Below are 20,354 nucleotides of genomic sequence, written 5' to 3' on the forward strand. Positions count from 1 at the left end.
AATGAGTTACAACGGTTCCGCATATACTCTAGTAGCGGACAAATTTACTATATTATTTGTTTTTTACATTACATTACAAGTGCAAAAACGGCTTTTGGTGTTACCCAAAAACCGCTATTGAATATATGCAATGTTACAAGTAGCCTTTTATTCGGGCTTCACTGTTATAGTAATTTCGTCATTGAATTTGTATTCACCTTTTTTATAAATTTCTTTGTTGGCTAAAACAATTTCATATGTATAAATGCCTTTTGGAATGTCAAAAACGCATTCTTTTCCGTCTTTTTGAATGACCATTTCTTTTTTGATAGTATTATCTTCCTCGTCTTTTCCAACAATGATAAAAGTTATTTTGTCTGTAAGTTTGTTTTTTATACAAATACTTTCAATTATTTTAGAATTGTTTTCTTTGACTTCTGATTTATCTTTTTTAAGAAATGATAACCCATTAATAATTATTTCTCCACCTTTTAAGATTTTATCAACATCGGATTGCGAGTAATTAATTGTAGGAATTAATAGAAGAAAAAATAAGAATTTATTTTTCATCATTATAATCATATATCGATTCATAACTTTTAATATATTTATCTTTTTCAAAATATAAATATCTTTCAGGAATATTATCATAATTTAAATTATTATCAATGTCCTTTAAAAATAAATTTAAGTATTTAGAAGTTAAATTTGTATTGTAATGTTTAGTATCTATAGCCAATATATTTTTGTCTAGTTCATAATCATATGACATGTTTTCTGAATCATAATATTCAGCAACTATAAAAAGAGAAACATTATTTTTTTTACAATGATTGTCTATTAATTCTAAAGGATAACAGATTTTACTACTACATTTTGCTCCCCAAATATATATGAAGGATTTGTCGTTTTCTTTTAAACATTTTTTTAAATCGTTACCATTAATTATAAAAACATAGTTTTCTAATTTAGAAAATTTACCATTGATTGTGTCTAAATTCTTAGTATTAATAAAAATTTCTGGTTTTTCTTTTATTGACCTGTCATAATAACTATATAACCCTTTGAAACTACCCTGAACACATGAAGTTAATAATATGAAAGAGAAAAGTAGCAAGGAAGTTAAAATACTTCCTTGCTTAATTGAAAAGTGTTTAATCATATAAATTAACACGATTAAAAATATTACAAATGTTAAAACGCAAAAATATTATTTTTTATTTTATTTTGGTTACAGATTTTCTGTACATTTTGTTAAAATTTCTACTATTTTTTGCGTTCCAATTTTCATAAGGTTACTTGTAACGGTTTTGTGTATGAGCAGTAGCGGATTTTAAGTAACTACTTTTCATAAAGCAAGATACTTTAATTAAATGAAAAACGGTTTGAGTTTTAACTCAAACCGCTATTGTTTATACACCGTGTTGTAGAGCGTACTTAATCTATTTTTATCATAGTAAAGAAATTTTTCATTATTCTTTTACTTTTTGAATAAGTACTAACTAAATTTATCTATCTGAAAAAACCTTGGTTTTACTAACTTTTATTTGAAGTTTATCAGATTTCTTATTTACGGAATAATTAAAGTTTACTATATCATCCAGATTAAAATAATCATTTTCTTCTATAGAAAAATTGAACTTATAGGTTCCTTTTTTAAATGCATTAGGATGTTTTATTACTTTATAACCTGAGTGATTTTTTAAGTTCACAAAGGAATATTCTCGTATTTTCTCAGAAAACTTAATGTTATCCAACTCTATTGAATTTATTTCAAAATCTACATCAACCTTAATAATTATAGTATACTCAATGTAATTACTTAAGTTTGGTAAGCTTGCATTGTGCTTTACCTTGTAGGCATCAATAATTTGAGCATTTTTACAAGTCACCAAAAATAGGCTTGTAGATAAGATAAAAATAAATCTATTTATATTGTAAGATAACATATAAGTCACTCGAGTTTACTTAACAATTACTTTAAATGATTTATTTGTAGTATTATCAAAAACCCTTAAAATATAAGTGTTATTGGCAAGATTGGTAACATCAATTGTGTTTTTATCTGATGATAGCTTACCTCGCTTTACTACTCCACCAACAACATTATACATTATATATTCATAATCTTTATCTACATTTAAGTTGAATAAATCTGTTGTAGGATTTGGAAATACTTTTAAGGATACATTAGTGTTAGAAACATCATTGATACCTAAGGAAGAATTAATTATAGATATTTCCCATAAACCTCTACCAAATGTACCAGCGACTAATTTATCTGCTGTATAGTGAATTTCAATATCTCTAACATCTACGTTAGGTAAACCTTGGCCTAATCTTGTCCAAGATGTTCCTCCATCTGCTGTATAATAAACACCAAGTTCAGTAGCCACAAATAAAAATTCTTGTGTCTGCCCTTGCTTAAGCATTACTTCTTTAACTACAATGTTAGGTAAATTACCAGAAATGTTAGACCAGCTAGAACCACCATTAGTTGTTTTGAATACTTTACTTCCTGATGTGTAACCACTTACAGTTGCGTAAATAATGCTATTGTTGGTTGCATCATAATCTAAAGATGTAATGTTTCCACCTGAAATGCCAGTTGTAGAAATTGTTGACCAAGAACCACCTTGATCTGAAGAAAAACGAATAGCAGTATTTGTAGCAGCAATTACCGAATTTCCGTGTGTAGCAATAGTGATTATTTTATCAGACGATGATCCAATTCCTGAGTTTGCATTAGTAATGGTAAGTCCAGAGCTTGCATCTAATTTGTAAACTTCATTTCCGCCACCATATAAAATATCTGGATTGGTTTTATGCATTTCTAAAGGATGATAAAAACTTGCTCCTGGTATTTGTACTGTATTACCATTACCTTGAAGCTGTCCTTGAAAACCAGTATTAGTTTGAGAAACGAAGCCACTTTGTTGGCTAGCATACCTTATTGCAGGATTGTTATAGTTAATGGCAGATTGAATACCATCTCCCATAGCAACAGCGTACCACGTACCATTATGCTTACTCATTGCATCGTTATCTTGATTTGCAGTAATAACAGCACCATCATTTGCAGAAGGATTAATTGCAATAGAGTATGATTGCAATACTTTTACTTTACTGGATTTATAATCTATAGTTGGTGTGGTGCTTGATGCGGAAGAATAAGTGATGTAGTCCAAACCACCATCATTTACACTCCAAAACTCTAATGCACCATCTCGTCTTCCCATTCTATGATGGTCAGAGTGAATATATGTTCCAGGACTTGATGAATTATTCCAATAACCATTTAATGATCTTGTCCAGTTACTGCCATTATCTGTAGAAGACTGACCATTAAATTCACCAGTAATCATTATATCATTGGTAACAATAAGCGCTTGGTTATAACCTTGTTGAGAATTATAGCCACTAGGTACATTACCAATATCAGAAAATGTTCCTCCAGTTTTATCGTATTTTTTTACTTGTCCTGCTGCATCTTGAATGTAAAAATCACCATTATCATCCACAGTTACTGCTGCTTTATTGTATGAAGAGGCGGAAACAACTGTGTTCCAGTTAGCATCATTTGTGTAATCTGATGTATAATAAACATCTCCAAATGCACCAGTAAACATAATTTCGTTACCGTTTCTAGCAGCTCTTCCCATAAAAACATTGCTAAAACCAGAAGCGTGAGCTGTAGTCCAGTTTGTGCCACCATCTATTGTCTTTAAAATATTATCACTACCACCTACAAAAACCGTATTATCATCAATAACAATTAAATCTCCCAATGTTTTTTGTTGGGGTAAACTGTATGATAAACCTGTAGAGTTATATGTTTCTCCACCATCTGTAGATTTTAAAACACCGATGGATCTTACGTGAGTACCATCATAATCTCCTGTAGATACATAAATAGGTTTTGTAGTATAGTTTGCAAAAGTTGCATCTGGCGTGGTTTCTATATCAGTTACTCCAATACCAGCTACCATATCTAATTTTGGTGTCCAGTTAGCACCACCATCTGTAGATTTCCATATACCACCATTGGGTGCACCAACAAATAATACATCTTGGTTAACATCTGTTGGATGCTTAATTCTTAAAAAGGCATTTAAGCGTCCCATTTGTGGGTAATTTGGATAGCCATTATTGTTAAGCTCAGATTGTTCTGGCCCAATGTTGGTCCAAGTTTGTGTACTGCTTCTTGCAGATAGATTTTGTTGACGTTTCGCAATTTTACCGTCAGCATTTAATATTCCTGCATTAAAATAACCTTGTAACTCACTTGGAAATGTGCCATCTTGGTTAACTCTGTCTTTCCAATACAAAGCCCAACGCTCAAATTGTTTTTTTGCTTTTTTGTTTTCTAGGACGTTTAGATCTTTTGATGCAAATTCAGCTCTAGCACTTGCAACAATAGTGTAGTAGTTAGCATTATCTTCTTTTGATAACTGCTTGTAGTTTTCGGTAATTTGTGCATTACTGAAAAAAACAGATAAGATTAAGGTAAGTAATAATAGTTTGTTTTTCATTTTAATTGAATTTTAATTACGATTATGTAAATATACAACGTAAACCAAAACTGTAAAAAAAATCAACTACTCAACTACTACTCAAAAACATAACTAATTGATTTTAAAAGACTTAGTAAAGGTATCGAAATCAATTTTCAGTTTACTTTTTATCTTGGAATTGATACGATATTTGTAAGAATCGATACTTTTTTCTGTTCTATTTACCATTTCTGCTATTTTTTTATGCGGAATATTTAGACTAAAAAAGAAACACATCAATTTTTCTTTTTCACTTAGAAAAGGCGCGTTTTCTGAAAGTTTATTTATAAAATCGTTTTTTACGGAATTTATGTATTTATGCTCATTGTCTGAATTGGTATTTAAGTAAAGCGATAAATCTTTTAAAACAGCGCTAATCTTTGTATTGTTAGAGTTATCCTGATTACTTAATTCAGCCTTCAGATTTTCCAATTGCTTGTTAGATAATTTATAACTTGTCCATAGGCTATTATAATTTTCTCTGTAGAAAAAGAGTTTTTGTTTTAATTTATTCCTGTTTTTTCTCAAATAGAAGAGCCAAATAATTAAACCTATTACAATGGATAAAATTATATATAGGATAATTTTTAGCGTACTTATTTTTTCATTTGTTAATTCTTGATTATTGACAACTTCAATAGTTTCAAGAGTATTTGCTGTATTAAAATCTTCTAAATTCTTTTCTAAAATACTAACAATACTATCATTGTATGCTGTGGCTATGTCACTATTCCCTAATAATTGGTATGCCTTTTTGTAATATTTATAAGTTTCAAGTTTGTCGGTTTTTAGCTTTACAAGTTTTAAGGGAATAGAATCTAAATACACCAAAGCTTTATTATACTTTTTGTTATAAATTGAAATGTCAGCCAAGTTTCCATAATACATTTGTTTTTGAATATAACAGCTATCAATAGCGTTGGCATTAATATCTACATTTCTTAGGAATTTTTGACTATCATTATACAGATTATTGTCTATGTAGTATCCAGAAATTAGACCAATATTTTCTAATTTCAGACATAAATTATAATCATAATCTTTTTCAAAAAAATGGTTTTCAAATTCCTTTAAAGATTGCAAATCACCTTGCTCTATTTTAGCTATTAATAGGTTTTCGTAAGCTTGGTCAATTTTTTCTTTATCGTTGTTGGTTTTAGATAATTTTAATGCGTCACTAAAAGCAGCAATTGCTAAGTTATCTTGCTTGGTTATACTGTACGAAGTTCCCAAGTTGGTATATATATTATAACGCAGATCATAACTTTTGGCATACTTCTTACTATCCAATAAGGATTTTATGGCTAAGGAATAATTATCCTTATCAAAATAAAGCATTGCTTTGTAGTAATGTAACTTTGGATATTGAGAAATATCTGGACATACGGAAATCATACTATCCAGTTCTTTTGCATTTAAACTATAATCATAGAACTTGTTTTCAATTTTCTTTACAGCGTCATCATAATTTTGTGAAAATGTTACACAAAACATAAAGAGCATTAAAACTGAAAGTGTGGTTTTCATTTTATAGACTGTTTTTAGAGTGAGGTAGTTTAATTGATTTTGATGTATCATTATTATTACAAAATTAAACAAATATACGTTCTTTATCTGATTTTAATTTATCTATTAGGCTCGATTTCAATAGACAACATCTTCTTTTTCCTTAATTTTCAAATCTTTTTTAATTCCTCCTGCATAGCAACAATCTAGCATTAATAAAATTAAATTGAACTATTAATGATTTGCAACGTTTGTTGCGTTAAGTTATTGAATTTAGAACGTTTGTTTTCGTATGCTCTACAACGGTCCGCGGCTAAAGAAAGTGGCGTGAGCCAAAACCAAGCCAAACCAAAAATAGACAAAATTTAGAAAATTCGGAGAATTTTCGGGAAATTCTTGACCTAGCCATTTTTTTTAACCGCTGTTGTATGTAGTTATTTTTTTGATAAATTTATTAAGGTTAATAATTCGTGTGATTCAGTATTGTTTCCTTCTAAATCAGTATTCATTATTTCTATTTTATATTCCACATCATAAATTGCTTCTTTTTGAAAGTCATATTCATCACCAGTGTAAATTTTTATTTCTTGTCCTTCTTTAGTTACAAAAGTAAGATGATAACCCTCGTACCAATCAAATTCTAAAAGTTTTACATCAGTTAATTTTTTTTGGACAATTGAAGAATTATCATTTTTAACTGTTTTTTCAGAGTTATCTTTATTCATTTCTGAAAATCTTTTATTCAACATTGTAAATGCCATAAAAACTTCTTGAATTTCTTCTGTAGGAACAAAGCCTTCAACAAAAAGTTCTTTTTCTTCGCCTTCGCTTAATTGAAGTGAATATTCATAGTCTAATTTACTTGAAAATAAATTTTTAACAGAATTTGCTGCAAAATTGTCTAATTTTTCAGATTGCTTATCGATTTGTTCTAAAAAATCTTCAGGAAGATTAAATTCAATTTGTGTAGCACAGTCACATTTTTTTAATTCTTTTTCTTTGCCTGTAACTCTAATGCTTTTAATTTCAATATAATTATTAACAAATTCAGCAATGTTTGATTCAATATTAACACCAAATAAAGTCATTGATTTCCCTATGTTCTCATTCATTTCTTGAATGATTAATTCTTTAGCCAAATCTATTGAGTCAGAATCATTGCAGTCTGGTTGATTATTACAACAGATAAATAAAAATGTAATTGCTAATAGTGAAAATAACTTTGCTTTCATAAAGAGATAATTTATTTAGATTTTTTTTATAATTACATACAACTTGTTTATATGCAGAGGTTATTTCATTATAGCAGGAAAAATTGGTAGAATATGCAGAGGTTTTGCCACTAAACGTATTCCTATAAAATTACCTACTATTTGTAAATTTCCACCTTTCATAATGCCAAATTAATTAAAAATTATAAACTATCAAAAGGATTTTTAATTTTTTGAATACTAGTGCTACTTACGTGCGTGTAAATCATGGTGGTTTTAGGGCTACTATGGCCTAAAAGCTCTTGAATATAACGCAAATCGGTTCCGTTTTCTAGTAAATGTGTTGCAAAACTATGGCGTAAAGTATGCAGTGTTACTCGCTTTTTAATGCCTACTTTTTTGGCTAAATGTTGCAGTACTTTTTGTGCACTAGCACTGGTGTATTGTTCGGCATTTTGCCCTTCAAATAAGTATTCTTTTGGCTTGTATTGTTTGTAATATTCGCGAAGCAATACTAATAAGGTTTCCGAAAGCAAGGTGTAGCGGTCTTTTTTTCCTTTAGCGTTTTGCACTAAAATAAGCATTCGTTTGCTGTCTATATGTTTTGTTTGTAAATTAATTGCTTCGCCTATTCGCAATCCTGCCGAATAAATTAAGCTTAATAAGGTTTTGTGTTTTAAGTTTGTAGTAGCATTTAAGAGTTGTTTTATTTCGGCTTTGCTTAAAACGGTAGGCAATTTTTTTTCGCGCTGTGGTCGTTTTATGGCTAATTCTTCTACTTTTATGTGTTTAAATTGTAAGAATTTCTTTATTCCATTAATACATTGGTTTTGATATGAAATCGATTTGTTTGGAACCACTACAAAATCGTAATTAAAAGCTTCAATAAAGCGTTTACTAAACTCGGTAACGTTTTTTAAAATAGCATAACGCAAAAAAAATACGGTAACTTCTACATACGTGTCTATTGTATTTGGACTATAGCGGTTTTGTGTTAACCATTTTTTAAACCGATTAATTTCTTCTTGATACGATTCGGTTAACGATGGAAGTTTTAATACATTATGCGCAATAGTTTTCGTTTTTAGCGGCTTATTTTCTTTTAACTTTTCATAATCGATAAAGCAATTTATTTTTCTAAAATGATTGAAAATAAGTTGCTGATTTTCTTTAGATTGCTGAAGATAAAATGCTTTGTACGTGCGACTCCATTTTACGGTTTCGAGTTTTTTTAGATGGTCTAAAATATCAGTATTGTATTTGAACTGAATACCAATTTGTGTGCTGTTTTTGTGTTGAAACAAGAATAAACTAATTTTTTGCATGGCGTATAATTTAAAGGTGTTAAATTACAAAATATTTAAAATAATTACACTAAAATAATTTTATACGCTAAAAATTTTCGCTATTAGGAATAATTTAGTTTACATACATTTGGTTTTTAAGTTGTTCTTCTACTGTTTTTGGTTTTTGTAGTGTGTTAAAAAATGTTTTTTTGGTAAGGTTGCTAAATCTTCCATTGGTATCGATATAATTTAGAGCTGTTGCTAAAAACGGATCTGAAGTTTCGCCTAAAATGCCCAATTGTGTAGGATTTTCGATAAACGAAACATCGGGGTTTATACCATTGGCATAGTCCGAAAAATTAGCAGCATTGGCAATTTTTAGTACAATAGGTTGCATGGCGTAAAAATGAGCAGGGTTTACATTTTCTTTTCTATAAGTAGGGGAGTCATACAAGGTAATAGAGCCCACGTTTTTGCCTCGGGTTACATCGCCTAGTTGCACTACATTTATGTACGGTTTTAGTCCATTAATAACAAGTTCGCTTGCCGAAGCCGTATTTTGCGATGTAAGTACATAAACAGTATGTAATTGCAAACTATTTATTGTAGTTCCATTTGCAATGGTGGTGGTAAACCTATTAATTAACGATTCGGGATTGTTAGAAAAGTAATTTTCCATTTTATAATTCCATTGTTGTTTAGCAAAAATCATATTGTTAAATTGGCCTGTAAGCATCGAAGCTAGTCGGGTAGCAGTAGCTACAGAACCGCCGCTATTGTACCGTAAATCTAAAATAAAATGGGTAATATTTTCCGATTGAAAATAAGCAAATGCTTGGTTTAGCTCGTTTTCGTAGGCTGTATAAAAACCATTATAGAGTAAATAACCAATTTTTTTGTTGCCAATTGTAATGGTTTTAGTTAAATAAACCGGATTTTCAGAATGCGGCATTTTGACAACTGTTTTCGAAATACCAGAAGCAATTAATTGGTTGTTACCATCAAAATAAGCAAAATCTAAAGCATACGAATTATTTTGTAATAACGAGATATAATTACTAGTAGTTAAAGGAGTACCATTAATAGCAATAAAAACATCGCCTCGTTTAATATTTTGTGCGGCGGCATCAGAGTTTGGTAACACATAGGTAACTACACCAAAAACATTTGTAGTATTGTATTGATATAGTTTAAATTCCATACCTGTAGTTTCTAAATTTCCAGTTAAAGCTTGCTCTAAAACGGTATAATCGGCTAGTATAAAACTAAAATTATCATCAGGATGCGATGTTAGATAATAAAAAAAATCATCGGGCGAACCAAAAGCGTTGCTAAAATTAGTAAATTCTGTTTCAGTACTAAATCGATTATCGGCTAAATCGGGAGTTTCGGCTAACCAAAAATAATATTGGTTTAAGCCACGCCAAATAAAATTATTTACCGATTGGTAATTAGGGTTATCATCATAATCATCGGCACAGCCTGTAATCGATATAAATACAACAATTGTAAGCAGCAATTTTAAAAAAGTAGTTCGCATAACAAAAAGGTTTATTACAAAGCTATTGTTTTTTATTGTAACAAAAACAAATTACATTCGTCTGTTTATTATAAAGCCTAAAAAATGAAGCAGCAAGAGTTTATAAAACTCGTAAATCCGTTTAAAGACAAACTTTTTCGCATAGCAAAAAGAATGTTGATAAGCAAAGAAGAAGCAGAAGATGCCATTCAAGAGGTTTTAATGCGTTTGTGGAAAAAAAGAGAAAGTTTAACCCATTATAATAATGTAGAAGCGCTATCGGTAACCATTACAAAAAATTATTGTTTGGATCAGTTAAAATCGAAAAGGGCATCAAATTTGCAGTTAGTTCATAGTAATTATAAAGAAAGTAGCGCTACTATTGATCGCGAAATAGAAGGAAAAGAAAACTGGCATTGGGTAGAAAAAATAATTAACGAATTGCCCGAACAGCAACGTTTAATAATTCAAATGCGCGATATTGAACAAATGGAATTTAATGAAATAGCGACTATTTTAAATATGAACGAAACAGCAATTCGAGTAGCACTAAGTCGCGCTAGAAAAATAATACGAGATAAAATAACAGCAATACACAATTATGGAACTGGAAAAAGTTAAAATATTATTAGAAAAGTATTTTGAAGGACAAACATCGCTTGCCGAAGAAACATTTTTACGCAACTATTTTAGTTCGGAAAAAGTAGCAACAAGTTTAGAAAAATATAAGCCACTATTTATTAATTTTAATTTACAAAAAGAAGAAAAATTTAACAAGCCAATACGTTTGCCTATAACAAAAAGCACAAGAAAAAAAGAATTAGCCATTGCAGCAAGTATTCTGCTAGCGGTTAGCGCATTTTTATTTTTTAACACAAACCACCAAACCGAAAATTTAGGAACGTTTTCTTCGCCAGAAGAAGCTTTTTTAGCCACACAACAAGCATTACAAATGATAGCTGTAGAAGTAAATAAAGGAAAAGAAAGCGTAGCTTATTTACACGAATATGAACAAACAAAACAAACAATTTTTAAATAAAACAAATATGAAAAAAGTAGCTTTAATAGTAGTAATGATGTGTAGCATTTTATTTGCTAACGCACAAAGTGTATTCGATAAATTCGAATCGAAAGAAGGTGTTTCTACAGTAGTAGTAAGCAAAAAAATGTTTGAAATGATGAGTAAAATAAAGGTCGATTCTAAAGATAAAGAAACGCAAACCTATATGAATTTACTTAAAAATTTAGACAATTTAAAAGTATTTGCAACCGATAATACTGCAATTGCAACCGAAATGAAAAACAGTTTTGCATCGTATTTAAAAACCAATCCGTTAGAAGAGTTAATGCGCGCTTCAAACGAAGGAAGAAAAGTAAACATCTATGTAAAATCGGGCAGTTCAGAAAACATTGTAAAAGAGCTTTTAATGTTAATTGATGCGCCAAACGAAAAAGAAAACAAATCGGTTATACTATCGTTAACAGGTAATTTTAATTTAGACGACATTTCAATGTTAACCGAAAAATTATCGATTCCAGGTGGCGAAGAACTTAAAAAAGCATCAAAAAAGAAATAGCAATAAATGAAGCAGTTTATAATACTTTTTTTAAGTGTTCTAACAATACAGGCACAAACATCGTTTTCGGGACATATAATTGACAAGCAAACACAAGAACGATTGCCTTTTATTAATGTTTTTTCACCCGAAACAAATCAAGGAGTTTACACTAATAATGATGGGTATTTTGAATTTCAAATTCCGCAATCATCTAAAACTATTGTAATAAGTTGTTTGGGTTATAAGTCAATAATTTTAAATGTTAGCCAAGTAACTCAAAATATGAAATTTGAGTTAGAAACCGAAAATTACTTATTAGACGAATTAATTATTGTAAACAAGCCATTAAATGAAATAGTCGAAAAATTAGTACAAAATTCTCAACAACAATTAGAACGAAGTATAAAATTAGAAACATATTATCGCGAATTTGTAAAAATAAACAATCAGTATTCTAAATTTGCCGATGGCTTAGTTGATTACTATTTAAAACCAAAGCGAAAAGACAAGGTAAAAGCGAAAGTTGTTGTAAATCAGAGCAGAGCATTTGAATTAATAAAAGAACATGAAGTTGAAGCTAAAGGTAGTGCTTCATCTAGTTTAAACTCTTTATATAATTTTAAAGATGCCGCAAATAGTTTTTTCTCTTTCGATGCCATTGAAAACTATTTATCAGATGCAAAATCTTCAAACGATTACGATTTTGAAATTACTCGTAAAATTACCGAAGATGGAAAAGAAATTGAAACTATACAAATAAAAGCCTTACCCGAAGTAGAAAAAGTATTAGTTGAAGGTTATATTACTTACGATGCAAAACGAAATTTAATTTTAGAATATCATTTAAAACTTTCAGAAACACATAAAAAATACTCGAAGTTAAAAAACATGATACTTTTTAAAGCAAAAATTAATGATTTCGATTTAAAAACTTCGTTTAAATATTTAGATGAAAAATATGTGCCAAATTATAAAAAATTCAGTTTTGATGTGTATTTAAAATTTGGAAAAATGGTTAACGATAATTTAAGTGGAACAGCTGATGTTTTAATTAACCATTATCAAGATGAAAATGTAGTTTTACCGCAAAAAGAACAATTTTACACAGCACATTCTTTATATGAAAACGGTATGAATTATACAACTGAATTTTGGAAAACGAATAAAGCAATGCAATTATCAGCAAAAGAAGAATCAATTTTAAAACAGATACAAAATGATTAAAAAAATTATAATTTTAGTAGTAGCTATAAGTATTTTAAGCTGTTCTAATAAACCAAGTTTACAAAAATACTTTGTAGAAAATTCAGAATCGCCAGCATTTATTGCCATAGATTTGGGTTCAAGCATACTTAATACCGAAAAGTTAACTTTAACCGATACCGAAAAAGAAGCTTTAGATTCGTTTGAAAAACTTAATATTTTAGCCTTTCAAAAAGATTCGTTAAACACGGCAGACTATACAATTGAAAAAGAAAAACTTACCCAAATACTAAAAGAAGAACAATACCAACCGCTAATGCAATTTGGCGGCAGCAAAGGAAACGTTGCGTTGTATTTAGTAGGAAACGAAGACAATATAAAAGAAATTGTAGTGTATGCCGCTAGCGATGAAAAGGGTTTTACAGTTGCTCGTTTTTTAGGCAATAAAATGAATCCTAATTCTATTTTAACATTAGTAAACGTATTTCAAAAAGCTAATGTAGATTTAGAGCAATTAAAGCCATTAACCGATGCTTTAAAAAGTAAATAACGTGAGTTTGATATAAGAAATCAAGCAAAACGAAGTTTTGCAGTTTTCTTTTACGCAGAATAGTCTGAAAAAGCTCTGAAATTCAGGGGCTTTTGCCCCGCAGAGTTTTTCAGACGGTTTTAAACAACGTTTAAAAATTCCTTGTAAAAGTGTCCTTTCTTTTAATTCGTTTTCTTTGGACAAGCAAAGAAAATGAATATGAAAATCAAATAACTAAAAATCAATATTATATATGCCCTTTTTTATAAAAATTATACCGAACTCACTTTAAATAATAAGAAAAACCAATAATTAAAAAAGGTTGTTTTCAAAAATTGAAAACAACCTTTTTTGTGACCACGATCAGATTCGAACTGACACGTCTTGCGACACCACCCCCTCAAGATGGCGAGTCTACCAATTTCTCCACGTGGCCTAATAGCTATAAACAAAAAAAGTTACCCGAAAAACAGATAACTTTTAGTGACCCCGCTGGGGCTCGAACCCAGGACCCCATCATTAAAAGTGATGTGCTCTACCAGCTGAGCTACGGAGTCTAACCCTTAAGTGAAAAAATTTGTGACCCCGCTGGGGCTCGAACCCAGGACCCCATCATTAAAAGTGATGTGCTCTACCAGCTGAGCTACGGAGTCAAATAATTTCCTTAATGCGGGTGCAAATATAAGACCTTAAATTTAGAATGCAATAGTTTTTTCTTATAAATTTGCCTTTTTTATGTTATAAATTTATAACTTATTTATTTTTAGCTATTTATTAAAATGAAAATTATTTTAGTTGGGTATATGGCAAGCGGAAAAACTACAATTGGTAAACAATTATCTAAAATTGTAAGTATTCCTTTTTACGATTTAGACGCTATAATTGAAGCGCAAGAACAAAAAAGTATTGCCACTATATTTAAAGAAAAGGGCGAAATTTACTTTAGAAAAATTGAAAGTGAAATTGCCAATAGTTTTGTGAAAAATACTACTAATTTTATTTTAGCTTTTGGTGGCGGTACACCGTGCTATGCTAATAACTATCTATTGCTTCAAGAAGAAGATGTAGTATCTATATATTTAAATGCAACCGTTAACACGTTAACCACCCGACTCGAAAAGGCAAAGGCAAATCGGCCATTACTTGCAAATTTGTCAAATAACGAACTGAACGACTATGTTAGAAAGCATTTATTCGATAGAAGTTATTTTTACAATCAAAGTAAAATAAAAATAAAAACCGATGAAAAACCAGTAAGCGAAATAGTTGCCGAAATACAACAACTTTTATTCTAAGTAAGCATACGAATCATTTTCGTTAAAAACTACCTGAATGTGGTTGTGCAACGAAGTAGAAAGTGATATACCTTTAAAATCGGCCTTTACAGGGTATTTTTTATGATTTCTATCTACTAACACCACTGTTTTAAATTTTGTTAGCGGAACGTTTAAAAAATGCTTTACCGCATATATTAATGTAGTGCCAGAGTTTAATACATCGTCAACTAAAACCAAACCTTTATTTCTATAGTCGTTTTCGTTTAACGAAGTTGTGATTTCATTTTGTGGATTTTTTTTATCAACAACAACTTCGCAAAGCGAAACATTTAAATCGGAAATTTGTTGCAATTCGGCTACTATTTTTTGTGCTAAAATAGAACCGTTTGAAGCAATTCCGGCAATAACAATTTCTTTTTCATTAACAAATGTTTCGTAAATTTGATAGCTAATGCGTTTTATTTTATGATTAATTTCCGATTGGTTTAGAATAATATTAGGCATAGTGTGTGTTATTTTTTTTCAAAGATAAAAAAGAGTTCTTTTCCTTGTCTCGGTTTTATAGAATTATAGCATTTTTCTAAAATTTTAATGCTAAATTTATTTTTAAAAAGCATTTCGTATTCTTGTTTAGAACCACCAAAAGGTGGGCCAACTTCGGTAAGTGGAAAATTAAATAATAAACCCGCTATTTTGCCATTATTAGTAAGTAATTGGTACATTTTTTCTACATAATTAGTACGTAAATTTGGTGCAAGTGCGCAAAAAAAGGTTTGTTCTAAAATTAAATCGAAATGTTCTTCAAAATCAAAAAAATCGGTTTGTATAAATTGGTTTCCATTTTCAGGATTTCTTTTGGTAAGCGTTTCTAACGGATGTTTGGCTATGTCAATTACGGTTACGTTTAAAAATCCTTTTTGTTTTAAATAATCAAATTCATAACCGTTTCCTGCGCCAGGAATTAAAATTTTTAAATTTTTATTTTCAATTTGGTCAATATATTCTTTTAGAGGAGTAGTAATTGTTCCCACATCCCAACCTGTTTCGTTATTTAAATAGCGGTTTTCCCAAAATTTTTTATTCAAAGTCGTCATAATCTAAATCTTCTGTATAGTCTTCTATATCGCGTCTGTCTTTTTTTGTTGGTCGTCCTGTTCCTTTTGCTCGGTAGTGTTCTTTGCTTAATTTTAAAAGTTCTAGGTGTTCAAATGCTTCGGGTGGTGTTTCATCTTTTCTGTAAATATCGACTAATTTAGCGCCTACACGATTTTGTGGAATATCTAAAACGGTTAATTGGTAATTAATTTGGTCTTTTCGTACGGTAATTTTATCCATAGCATACACTTCGCGCGATGGTTTAGCTTGTTGGTTATTTACAGTAATATGCCCTTTTTTAACCGCTTCTGTAGCAATACTACGTGTTTTATAGAGGCGAATACACCATAAATACTTATCTATTCTCATAAAAATCAAAAAATAGTGTTAATATAAGTACAAAAATACAGGAAAATTGTATCTTGCGAGCAAAAAATAAGTATGAAAAACGTAATAAAATATTTAGTAGTAGTACTAGGCATTGTAATTTGGGTTAGCTGTAATAGCGACGATGAAAATTATGATCCACCAAGACCTTACGATGAGGTATATTACGAAGACATTGCCGAAATTGAAGCTTTTTTAAAATCGAATTATGTAACGTATGATGCCGATTATAATGTAGAATTTCATCAAGTAACCAATGGCGAAACGGCTATTTGGGATATGGGTAGTCAGTTAAAATCGATGGATATTAACATTGCTTCTCATGGCGATTTTACCTATAAATTATATTATTTACAACTAAATGAAGGAATGGGAGAGAGCCCGTCTATTGTAGATTCGGTTTACATTGCTTACAAAGGTTCGTACTTTACTTTAGCCGATGAGGTTTATACCGAAACTGTTTTTGAGAACCGACCTACGCCCAATTGGTTTAGGCTAGACGAAACGATTACAGGTTGGGGTGCTACGCTTCAAAATTTTAAATCGTCAGATGGTTTTACTATAGATTCAGACGGTGTAGTTAACTTTTCAAATTTTGGTGCAGGTGTAATGTTTATACCATCTGGTTTAGCTTATTTTAGTGCTTCTACTTCTGCAGCACCAGCTTATACACCGCTTATTTTCAGTTTTAAAATGTACGAGCAGTTTTACAGAGATCACGATTTAGATAATGTTTTGTCGAAGTATGAAATTAGTAACGACCCCTATAACAACCCGTTAGATACTGATGGCGATGGTTATTACGATTATGGCGATCCAGACGACGATGGCGATGGAAAACTTACCAAAAATGAAGTTACTTATGATGTAGATAATAATGTAATTATTCCTTTTGATGATTGCGACGGTGATGGAATTCCAAATTATTTAGATACTTCTGATGGTTGTTAGCAACACTATCCTCTTCGTATTATAAAGACTCAAGACAATCTTTTTTATAATTAGAATTACAGGTTAACCACAATAAAAAACCCGATTTTACTAAAAATCGGGTTTTTGTTTGTTGGTATGTTTTTTATTTTCTCGAAATAACTTTTTCAACAGCTTTTATAATGGCATTAGCATTTAACCCGTATTTTTCCATTAATTGTGCAGGTGTTCCGCTTTCGCCAAAACTATCGTTTACGGCAACAAATTCTTGCGGAACAGGATTATTTTGAATTAATGTTCGCGAAACACTTTCGCCCAAACCACCTAAAATATTATGCTCTTCAGCAGTAACTACACAACCTGTTTTACCAACCGATTGTAAAATAGCTTCTTCATCTAATGGTTTAATGGTATGAATATTAATTACTTCAGCAGAAATTCCTTTTTCTTCTAATTTTTCGGCAGCTTGAAGCGCTTCCCAAACCAAATGACCTGTTGCAACAATGGTAACATCAGTACCCTCATTTAGCATAACCGCTTTACCAATAACAAATTCGCCATTTTCTGGCGTAAAATTCGCCACTGTTGGACGACCAAAACGCAAATATACTGGACCATGATAATCGGCAATTGCCATAGTAGCTGCTTTTGTTTGGTTATAATCACATGGATTGATAACTACCATACCAGGTAACATTTTCATTAATCCGATGTCTTCTAAAATTTGATGAGTAGCACCATCTTCGCCTAAAGTAAGTCCAGCGTGTGAAGCACAAATTTTTACATTTTTATCAGAATAAGCAATCGATTGACGAATTTGATCGTACACACGACCTGTAGAAAAATTGGCAAATGTACCTGTAAAAGGAATTTTACCGCCAATAGTTAATCCAGCTGCAATTCCCATCATATTGGCTTCTGCAATTCCTACTTGAATAAAACGTTCGGGATTATTTTTAATGAACTCATCCATTTTTAATGAGCCAATTAAATCGGCACAAAGCGCCACTACGTTTTCATTTTTTTTACCCAATTCGGCTAAGCCAGCGCCAAAACCTGAACGGGTATCTTTATTTCCTGTGTTTGTATATTTTTTCATTTAATTTTTCTTTGAGTTTTAAATTTAGTAATGTTAAGCTAATGACTATTTACTTATCACTAATTACTAATTAATAATCTCCTAATGTTTCTGGGTTTTGAGCCAATGCTGAAGCCAATTGCTCGTCATTTGGAGCTTTACCGTGCCAAGCATGCGTGTGCATCATAAAATCGACACCATTACCCATAACCGTATGCAATAAAACACAAACTGGTTTTCCTTTTCCTGTTCTTGCTTTAGCTTCGGTCATACCTGTTAAAATAGCATCAATAGCGTTTCCTTCTTTTATTTCTAGAACATCCCAACCAAAAGCTTCAAATTTAGCTTTTAAATTTCCTAACGATAATACTTGTTCGGTAGAACCATCAATTTGTTGCCCGTTATAATCAACGGTAGCAATGTAGTTATCAATTTTTTTAGCTGAGGCAAACATTGCAGCTTCCCAAATTTGACCTTCTTGTAATTCGCCATCGCCATGCAAACTATACACTAAATGCGAATCGTTATTCATTTTTTTAGCAATGGCAGCACCAATAGCCACACTCATTCCTTGACCTAAAGATCCCGAAGCCATACGAATACCAGGTAATCCTTCGTGTGTAGTTGGGTGACCTTGTAATCGAGAATTTAATTTTCTAAAAGTAGCCAATTCAGCAATTGGAAAATAACCACTTCTTGCTAAAACACTGTAAAAAACAGGCGAAATATGACCGTTGGATAGAAAAAATAAATCTTCATTGTAGCCATTCATGTCAAAGCCTTCTTTTCTGTCCATTAAATTTTGATACAATGTAACTAAAAATTCGGCACAACCCAAAGAACCTCCTGGGTGACCTGAATTTACAGCATGTACCATGCGTACTATGTCGCGTCGAACTTGTGTAGTAAAATCTTGTAATTGTTGTGTGTTTGGTTTCATTTAAACAGTTTAATAATTTTTAGCAAAAATACTTTTTTATTTGATATTACACGAATGAATTTCTTGTAACGACTTTGTTTTTGTAAATTATGCTAATTCTATTTTAAAATTTATATGGAATTATAATCAAATGCTCGAATTACTTTATATTTGCCCCGTAATTTTGATTTATGAAATTTGATTTATTAAAAAAAGACCCGAAGAGTAAAGCAAGAGCAGGGGTAATAACCACAGATCATGGTATAATTGAAACACCTATTTTTATGCCTGTTGGAACAGTTGCGTCTGTAAAAGGGGTACATCAGCGGGAACTGAAAAACGATATTAATCCTGATATTATATTAGGTAACACCTATCATTTATATTTGCGTCCACAGACAGACATTTTAGAAAAAGCGGGTGGATTACATAAATTTATGAATTGGGATAGAAACATACTTACCGATTCTGGAGGCTATCAAGTTTATTCACTTTCATCAAATAGAAAAATTAAAGAAGAAGGCGTAAAATTTAAATCGCATATCGATGGTTCTTATCATTTTTTTTCGCCCGAAAATGTAATGGAAATTCAACGAACAATAGGTGCCGATATTATTATGGCATTTGACGAGTGTACACCGTATCCGTGTGATTTTCATTATGCGCGACGATCGATGCACATGACGCACCGTTGGTTAGATAGATGTATTGCTCATTTAGAAAAATTGCCTTATAAATATGGTTACGAACAAACTTTTTTTCCAATTGTTCAAGGTAGTACCTACAAAGATTTACGTATGCAATCTGCCGAATATATTGCTAGTGTTGGGGCTCAAGGAAATGCTATAGGCGGACTTTCGGTAGGTGAACCAGCCGAAGAAATGTATGCAATGACCGAAGTAGTTACGGCAATTTTACCTGAAGATAAACCTCGTTATTTAATGGGTGTAGGTACTCCAGTTAATATTTTAGAGAATATTGCATTAGGTATCGATATGTTTGATTGTGTTATGCCTACACGCAATGCAAGAAACGGAATGTTGTTTACTTCTCAAGGAATTATCAATATTAAAAATAAAAAATGGGAAGCCGATTTTAGTCCGATAGATGAAATGGGGCATACTTTTGTCGATTTAGAATATTCAAAAGCCTATCTTCGTCATTTGTTTGCAGCTAATGAATATTTAGGAAAGCAAATTGCAACTATTCATAATTTAGGATTTTATTTATGGTTGGTTCGCGAAGCGCGTCGTCAAATTTTGGCGGGAACATTTCGTGAATGGAAAGATAAAATGGTGGTTCAATTAGCGCAACGATTATAAT

Annotated in this window: 21 protein-coding genes and 3 tRNA genes; 8 read left to right on the forward strand and 16 right to left on the reverse strand. The window is 30.9% G+C overall.

All coding sequences use genetic code 11. From position 1 onward, the window contains the following. Positions 1–147: 147 nt before the first annotated feature. The 8 genes from R2808_RS07400 to R2808_RS07435 all read right to left on the reverse strand — a co-directional run bounded on the left by R2808_RS07400 (position 148) and on the right by R2808_RS07435 (position 10,075). Entirely contained in the window at positions 148–552 is a 405-nt protein-coding gene (locus tag R2808_RS07400) for a hypothetical protein (RefSeq protein WP_143146199.1), read from the reverse strand. Next, entirely contained in the window at positions 539–1,141 is a 603-nt protein-coding gene (locus tag R2808_RS07405) for a hypothetical protein (RefSeq protein ID WP_072783471.1), read from the reverse strand. Before R2808_RS07405 ends, R2808_RS07400 begins: the two co-directional genes overlap by 14 nt. A gap of 346 nt (positions 1,142–1,487) precedes the next feature. Further along, entirely contained in the window at positions 1,488–1,928 is a 441-nt protein-coding gene (locus R2808_RS07410; RefSeq protein WP_371270331.1) for a hypothetical protein, read from the reverse strand. Between the two features lie 15 nt (positions 1,929–1,943). Next, complete coding sequence (locus R2808_RS07415) at positions 1,944–4,511, reverse strand: T9SS type A sorting domain-containing protein (protein ID WP_371270332.1); 2,568 nt, start codon at positions 4,509–4,511, stop codon at positions 1,944–1,946. 93 nt (positions 4,512–4,604) lie between these two features. Then, on the reverse strand, positions 4,605–6,059 hold the full coding sequence (locus tag R2808_RS07420; protein WP_371270333.1) for a tetratricopeptide repeat protein: 1,455 nt from the start codon (positions 6,057–6,059) through the stop codon (positions 4,605–4,607). A 413-nt stretch (positions 6,060–6,472) separates the two neighbouring features. Beyond that, positions 6,473–7,270: a hypothetical protein gene (locus R2808_RS07425; RefSeq protein WP_371270334.1), complete on the reverse strand. Its 798-nt coding sequence runs from the start codon at positions 7,268–7,270 to the stop codon at positions 6,473–6,475. Positions 7,271–7,452: 182 nt separating this feature from the next. Next, on the reverse strand, positions 7,453–8,574 hold the full coding sequence (locus tag R2808_RS07430) for a tyrosine-type recombinase/integrase (RefSeq protein ID WP_371270335.1): 1,122 nt from the start codon (positions 8,572–8,574) through the stop codon (positions 7,453–7,455). A gap of 94 nt (positions 8,575–8,668) precedes the next feature. Beyond that, a complete protein-coding gene (locus tag R2808_RS07435; protein WP_371270336.1) occupies positions 8,669–10,075 on the reverse strand; it encodes a S41 family peptidase in 1,407 nt (468 codons plus the stop codon). Between the two features lie 84 nt (positions 10,076–10,159). On the opposite strand from R2808_RS07435, the gene R2808_RS07440 reads away from it, so the two are divergent. The 5 genes from R2808_RS07440 to R2808_RS07460 are packed head-to-tail and all read left to right on the forward strand — an operon-like array spanning position 10,160 to position 13,366. After that, positions 10,160–10,675 carry an RNA polymerase sigma factor gene (locus R2808_RS07440; protein ID WP_371270337.1) on the forward strand — a complete coding sequence of 172 codons (516 nt, stop codon included), beginning with the start codon at positions 10,160–10,162 and terminating at the stop codon, positions 10,673–10,675. Further along, positions 10,656–11,093: a hypothetical protein gene (locus tag R2808_RS07445; RefSeq protein ID WP_371270338.1), complete on the forward strand. Its 438-nt coding sequence runs from the start codon at positions 10,656–10,658 to the stop codon at positions 11,091–11,093. Before R2808_RS07440 ends, R2808_RS07445 begins: the two co-directional genes overlap by 20 nt. A 7-nt stretch (positions 11,094–11,100) precedes the next feature. Beyond that, a complete protein-coding gene (locus R2808_RS07450; RefSeq protein WP_371270339.1) occupies positions 11,101–11,631 on the forward strand; it encodes a DUF4252 domain-containing protein in 531 nt (176 codons plus the stop codon). 6 nt (positions 11,632–11,637) lie between these two features. Further along, the gene (locus R2808_RS07455; protein ID WP_371270340.1) at positions 11,638–12,837 is read left to right on the forward strand and encodes a carboxypeptidase-like regulatory domain-containing protein; all 1,200 of its coding nucleotides are present in this window, start codon (positions 11,638–11,640) and stop codon (positions 12,835–12,837) included. After that, a complete protein-coding gene (locus R2808_RS07460; RefSeq protein ID WP_371270341.1) occupies positions 12,830–13,366 on the forward strand; it encodes a DUF4252 domain-containing protein in 537 nt (178 codons plus the stop codon). Before R2808_RS07455 ends, R2808_RS07460 begins: the two co-directional genes overlap by 8 nt. Before the next feature lie 333 nt (positions 13,367–13,699). On the opposite strand, the gene R2808_RS07465 is transcribed toward R2808_RS07460, so the two are convergent. The 3 genes from R2808_RS07465 to R2808_RS07475 all read right to left on the reverse strand — a co-directional run bounded on the left by R2808_RS07465 (position 13,700) and on the right by R2808_RS07475 (position 13,998). After that, positions 13,700–13,781: transfer RNA gene (locus R2808_RS07465), tRNA-Leu, on the reverse strand. A gap of 48 nt (positions 13,782–13,829) precedes the next feature. Beyond that, positions 13,830–13,902: transfer RNA gene (locus R2808_RS07470), tRNA-Lys, on the reverse strand. A gap of 23 nt (positions 13,903–13,925) precedes the next feature. Next, positions 13,926–13,998: transfer RNA gene (locus R2808_RS07475), tRNA-Lys, on the reverse strand. A 126-nt stretch (positions 13,999–14,124) separates the two neighbouring features. Between R2808_RS07475 and R2808_RS07480 the strand changes: the two genes are divergently transcribed. After that, a complete protein-coding gene (locus R2808_RS07480; RefSeq protein WP_371270342.1) occupies positions 14,125–14,640 on the forward strand; it encodes a shikimate kinase in 516 nt (171 codons plus the stop codon). Here the strand turns inward: R2808_RS07480 and R2808_RS07485 are convergent. The 3 genes from R2808_RS07485 to R2808_RS07495 are packed head-to-tail and all read right to left on the reverse strand — an operon-like array spanning position 14,632 to position 16,086. Further along, the gene (locus R2808_RS07485) at positions 14,632–15,126 is read right to left on the reverse strand and encodes a phosphoribosyltransferase domain-containing protein (protein ID WP_371270344.1); all 495 of its coding nucleotides are present in this window, start codon (positions 15,124–15,126) and stop codon (positions 14,632–14,634) included. The genes R2808_RS07480 and R2808_RS07485 overlap by 9 nt on opposite strands. An 8-nt stretch (positions 15,127–15,134) precedes the next feature. Then, the gene (locus R2808_RS07490; protein ID WP_371270345.1) at positions 15,135–15,716 is read right to left on the reverse strand and encodes a methyltransferase domain-containing protein; all 582 of its coding nucleotides are present in this window, start codon (positions 15,714–15,716) and stop codon (positions 15,135–15,137) included. After that, complete coding sequence (locus tag R2808_RS07495; protein ID WP_371270346.1) at positions 15,700–16,086, reverse strand: RNA-binding S4 domain-containing protein; 387 nt, start codon at positions 16,084–16,086, stop codon at positions 15,700–15,702. The genes R2808_RS07490 and R2808_RS07495 overlap by 17 nt, the downstream gene beginning before the upstream one ends. A gap of 72 nt (positions 16,087–16,158) precedes the next feature. Here R2808_RS07495 and R2808_RS07500 point away from each other — a divergent pair, with 72 nt between their 5' ends. Next, the gene (locus R2808_RS07500; RefSeq protein ID WP_371270347.1) at positions 16,159–17,055 is read left to right on the forward strand and encodes an FKBP-type peptidyl-prolyl cis-trans isomerase; all 897 of its coding nucleotides are present in this window, start codon (positions 16,159–16,161) and stop codon (positions 17,053–17,055) included. 124 nt (positions 17,056–17,179) lie between these two features. Here the strand turns inward: R2808_RS07500 and R2808_RS07505 are convergent, their stop codons facing one another. Then, entirely contained in the window at positions 17,180–18,133 is a 954-nt protein-coding gene (locus R2808_RS07505) for a transketolase family protein (RefSeq protein ID WP_371270348.1), read from the reverse strand. Positions 18,134–18,203: 70 nt separating this feature from the next. After that, positions 18,204–19,052 (reverse strand): transketolase, encoded by an 849-nt coding sequence (locus tag R2808_RS07510; protein ID WP_371270349.1) that lies wholly within the window; start codon positions 19,050–19,052, stop codon positions 18,204–18,206. A 170-nt stretch (positions 19,053–19,222) separates the two neighbouring features. On the opposite strand from R2808_RS07510, the gene tgt reads away from it, so the two are divergent. Then, positions 19,223–20,353 carry a tRNA guanosine(34) transglycosylase Tgt gene (tgt, locus tag R2808_RS07515; protein ID WP_371270350.1) on the forward strand — a complete coding sequence of 377 codons (1,131 nt, stop codon included), beginning with the start codon at positions 19,223–19,225 and terminating at the stop codon, positions 20,351–20,353. Position 20,354: the final 1 nt, after the last annotated feature.

Source organism: Flavobacterium sp. (genome assembly GCF_041392005.1).
Taxonomy (GTDB): Bacteria; Bacteroidota; Bacteroidia; order Flavobacteriales; family Flavobacteriaceae; genus Flavobacterium.

Excerpts from the sequence above, each read along its gene's own strand:
- R2808_RS07400 (WP_143146199.1), bottom strand. The coding sequence starts at position 552 with ATGATGAAAAATAAATTCTTATTTTTTCTTCTATTAATTCCTACAATT.
- R2808_RS07405 (WP_072783471.1), bottom strand. The coding sequence starts at position 1,141 with ATGATTAAACACTTTTCAATTAAGCAAGGAAGTATTTTAACTTCCTTG.
- R2808_RS07410 (WP_371270331.1), bottom strand. The coding sequence starts at position 1,928 with ATGTTATCTTACAATATAAATAGATTTATTTTTATCTTATCTACAAGC.
- R2808_RS07415 (WP_371270332.1), bottom strand. The coding sequence starts at position 4,511 with ATGAAAAACAAACTATTATTACTTACCTTAATCTTATCTGTTTTTTTC.
- R2808_RS07420 (WP_371270333.1), bottom strand. The coding sequence starts at position 6,059 with ATGAAAACCACACTTTCAGTTTTAATGCTCTTTATGTTTTGTGTAACA.
- R2808_RS07425 (WP_371270334.1), bottom strand. The coding sequence starts at position 7,270 with ATGAAAGCAAAGTTATTTTCACTATTAGCAATTACATTTTTATTTATC.
- R2808_RS07430 (WP_371270335.1), bottom strand. The coding sequence starts at position 8,574 with ATGCAAAAAATTAGTTTATTCTTGTTTCAACACAAAAACAGCACACAA.
- R2808_RS07435 (WP_371270336.1), bottom strand. The coding sequence starts at position 10,075 with ATGCGAACTACTTTTTTAAAATTGCTGCTTACAATTGTTGTATTTATA.
- R2808_RS07440 (WP_371270337.1), top strand. The coding sequence starts at position 10,160 with ATGAAGCAGCAAGAGTTTATAAAACTCGTAAATCCGTTTAAAGACAAA.
- R2808_RS07445 (WP_371270338.1), top strand. The coding sequence starts at position 10,656 with ATGGAACTGGAAAAAGTTAAAATATTATTAGAAAAGTATTTTGAAGGA.
- R2808_RS07450 (WP_371270339.1), top strand. The coding sequence starts at position 11,101 with ATGAAAAAAGTAGCTTTAATAGTAGTAATGATGTGTAGCATTTTATTT.
- R2808_RS07455 (WP_371270340.1), top strand. The coding sequence starts at position 11,638 with ATGAAGCAGTTTATAATACTTTTTTTAAGTGTTCTAACAATACAGGCA.
- R2808_RS07460 (WP_371270341.1), top strand. The coding sequence starts at position 12,830 with ATGATTAAAAAAATTATAATTTTAGTAGTAGCTATAAGTATTTTAAGC.
- R2808_RS07480 (WP_371270342.1), top strand. The coding sequence starts at position 14,125 with ATGAAAATTATTTTAGTTGGGTATATGGCAAGCGGAAAAACTACAATT.
- R2808_RS07485 (WP_371270344.1), bottom strand. The coding sequence starts at position 15,126 with ATGCCTAATATTATTCTAAACCAATCGGAAATTAATCATAAAATAAAA.
- R2808_RS07490 (WP_371270345.1), bottom strand. The coding sequence starts at position 15,716 with ATGACGACTTTGAATAAAAAATTTTGGGAAAACCGCTATTTAAATAAC.
- R2808_RS07495 (WP_371270346.1), bottom strand. The coding sequence starts at position 16,086 with ATGAGAATAGATAAGTATTTATGGTGTATTCGCCTCTATAAAACACGT.
- R2808_RS07500 (WP_371270347.1), top strand. The coding sequence starts at position 16,159 with ATGAAAAACGTAATAAAATATTTAGTAGTAGTACTAGGCATTGTAATT.
- R2808_RS07505 (WP_371270348.1), bottom strand. The coding sequence starts at position 18,133 with ATGAAAAAATATACAAACACAGGAAATAAAGATACCCGTTCAGGTTTT.
- R2808_RS07510 (WP_371270349.1), bottom strand. The coding sequence starts at position 19,052 with ATGAAACCAAACACACAACAATTACAAGATTTTACTACACAAGTTCGA.
- tgt (WP_371270350.1), top strand. The coding sequence starts at position 19,223 with ATGAAATTTGATTTATTAAAAAAAGACCCGAAGAGTAAAGCAAGAGCA.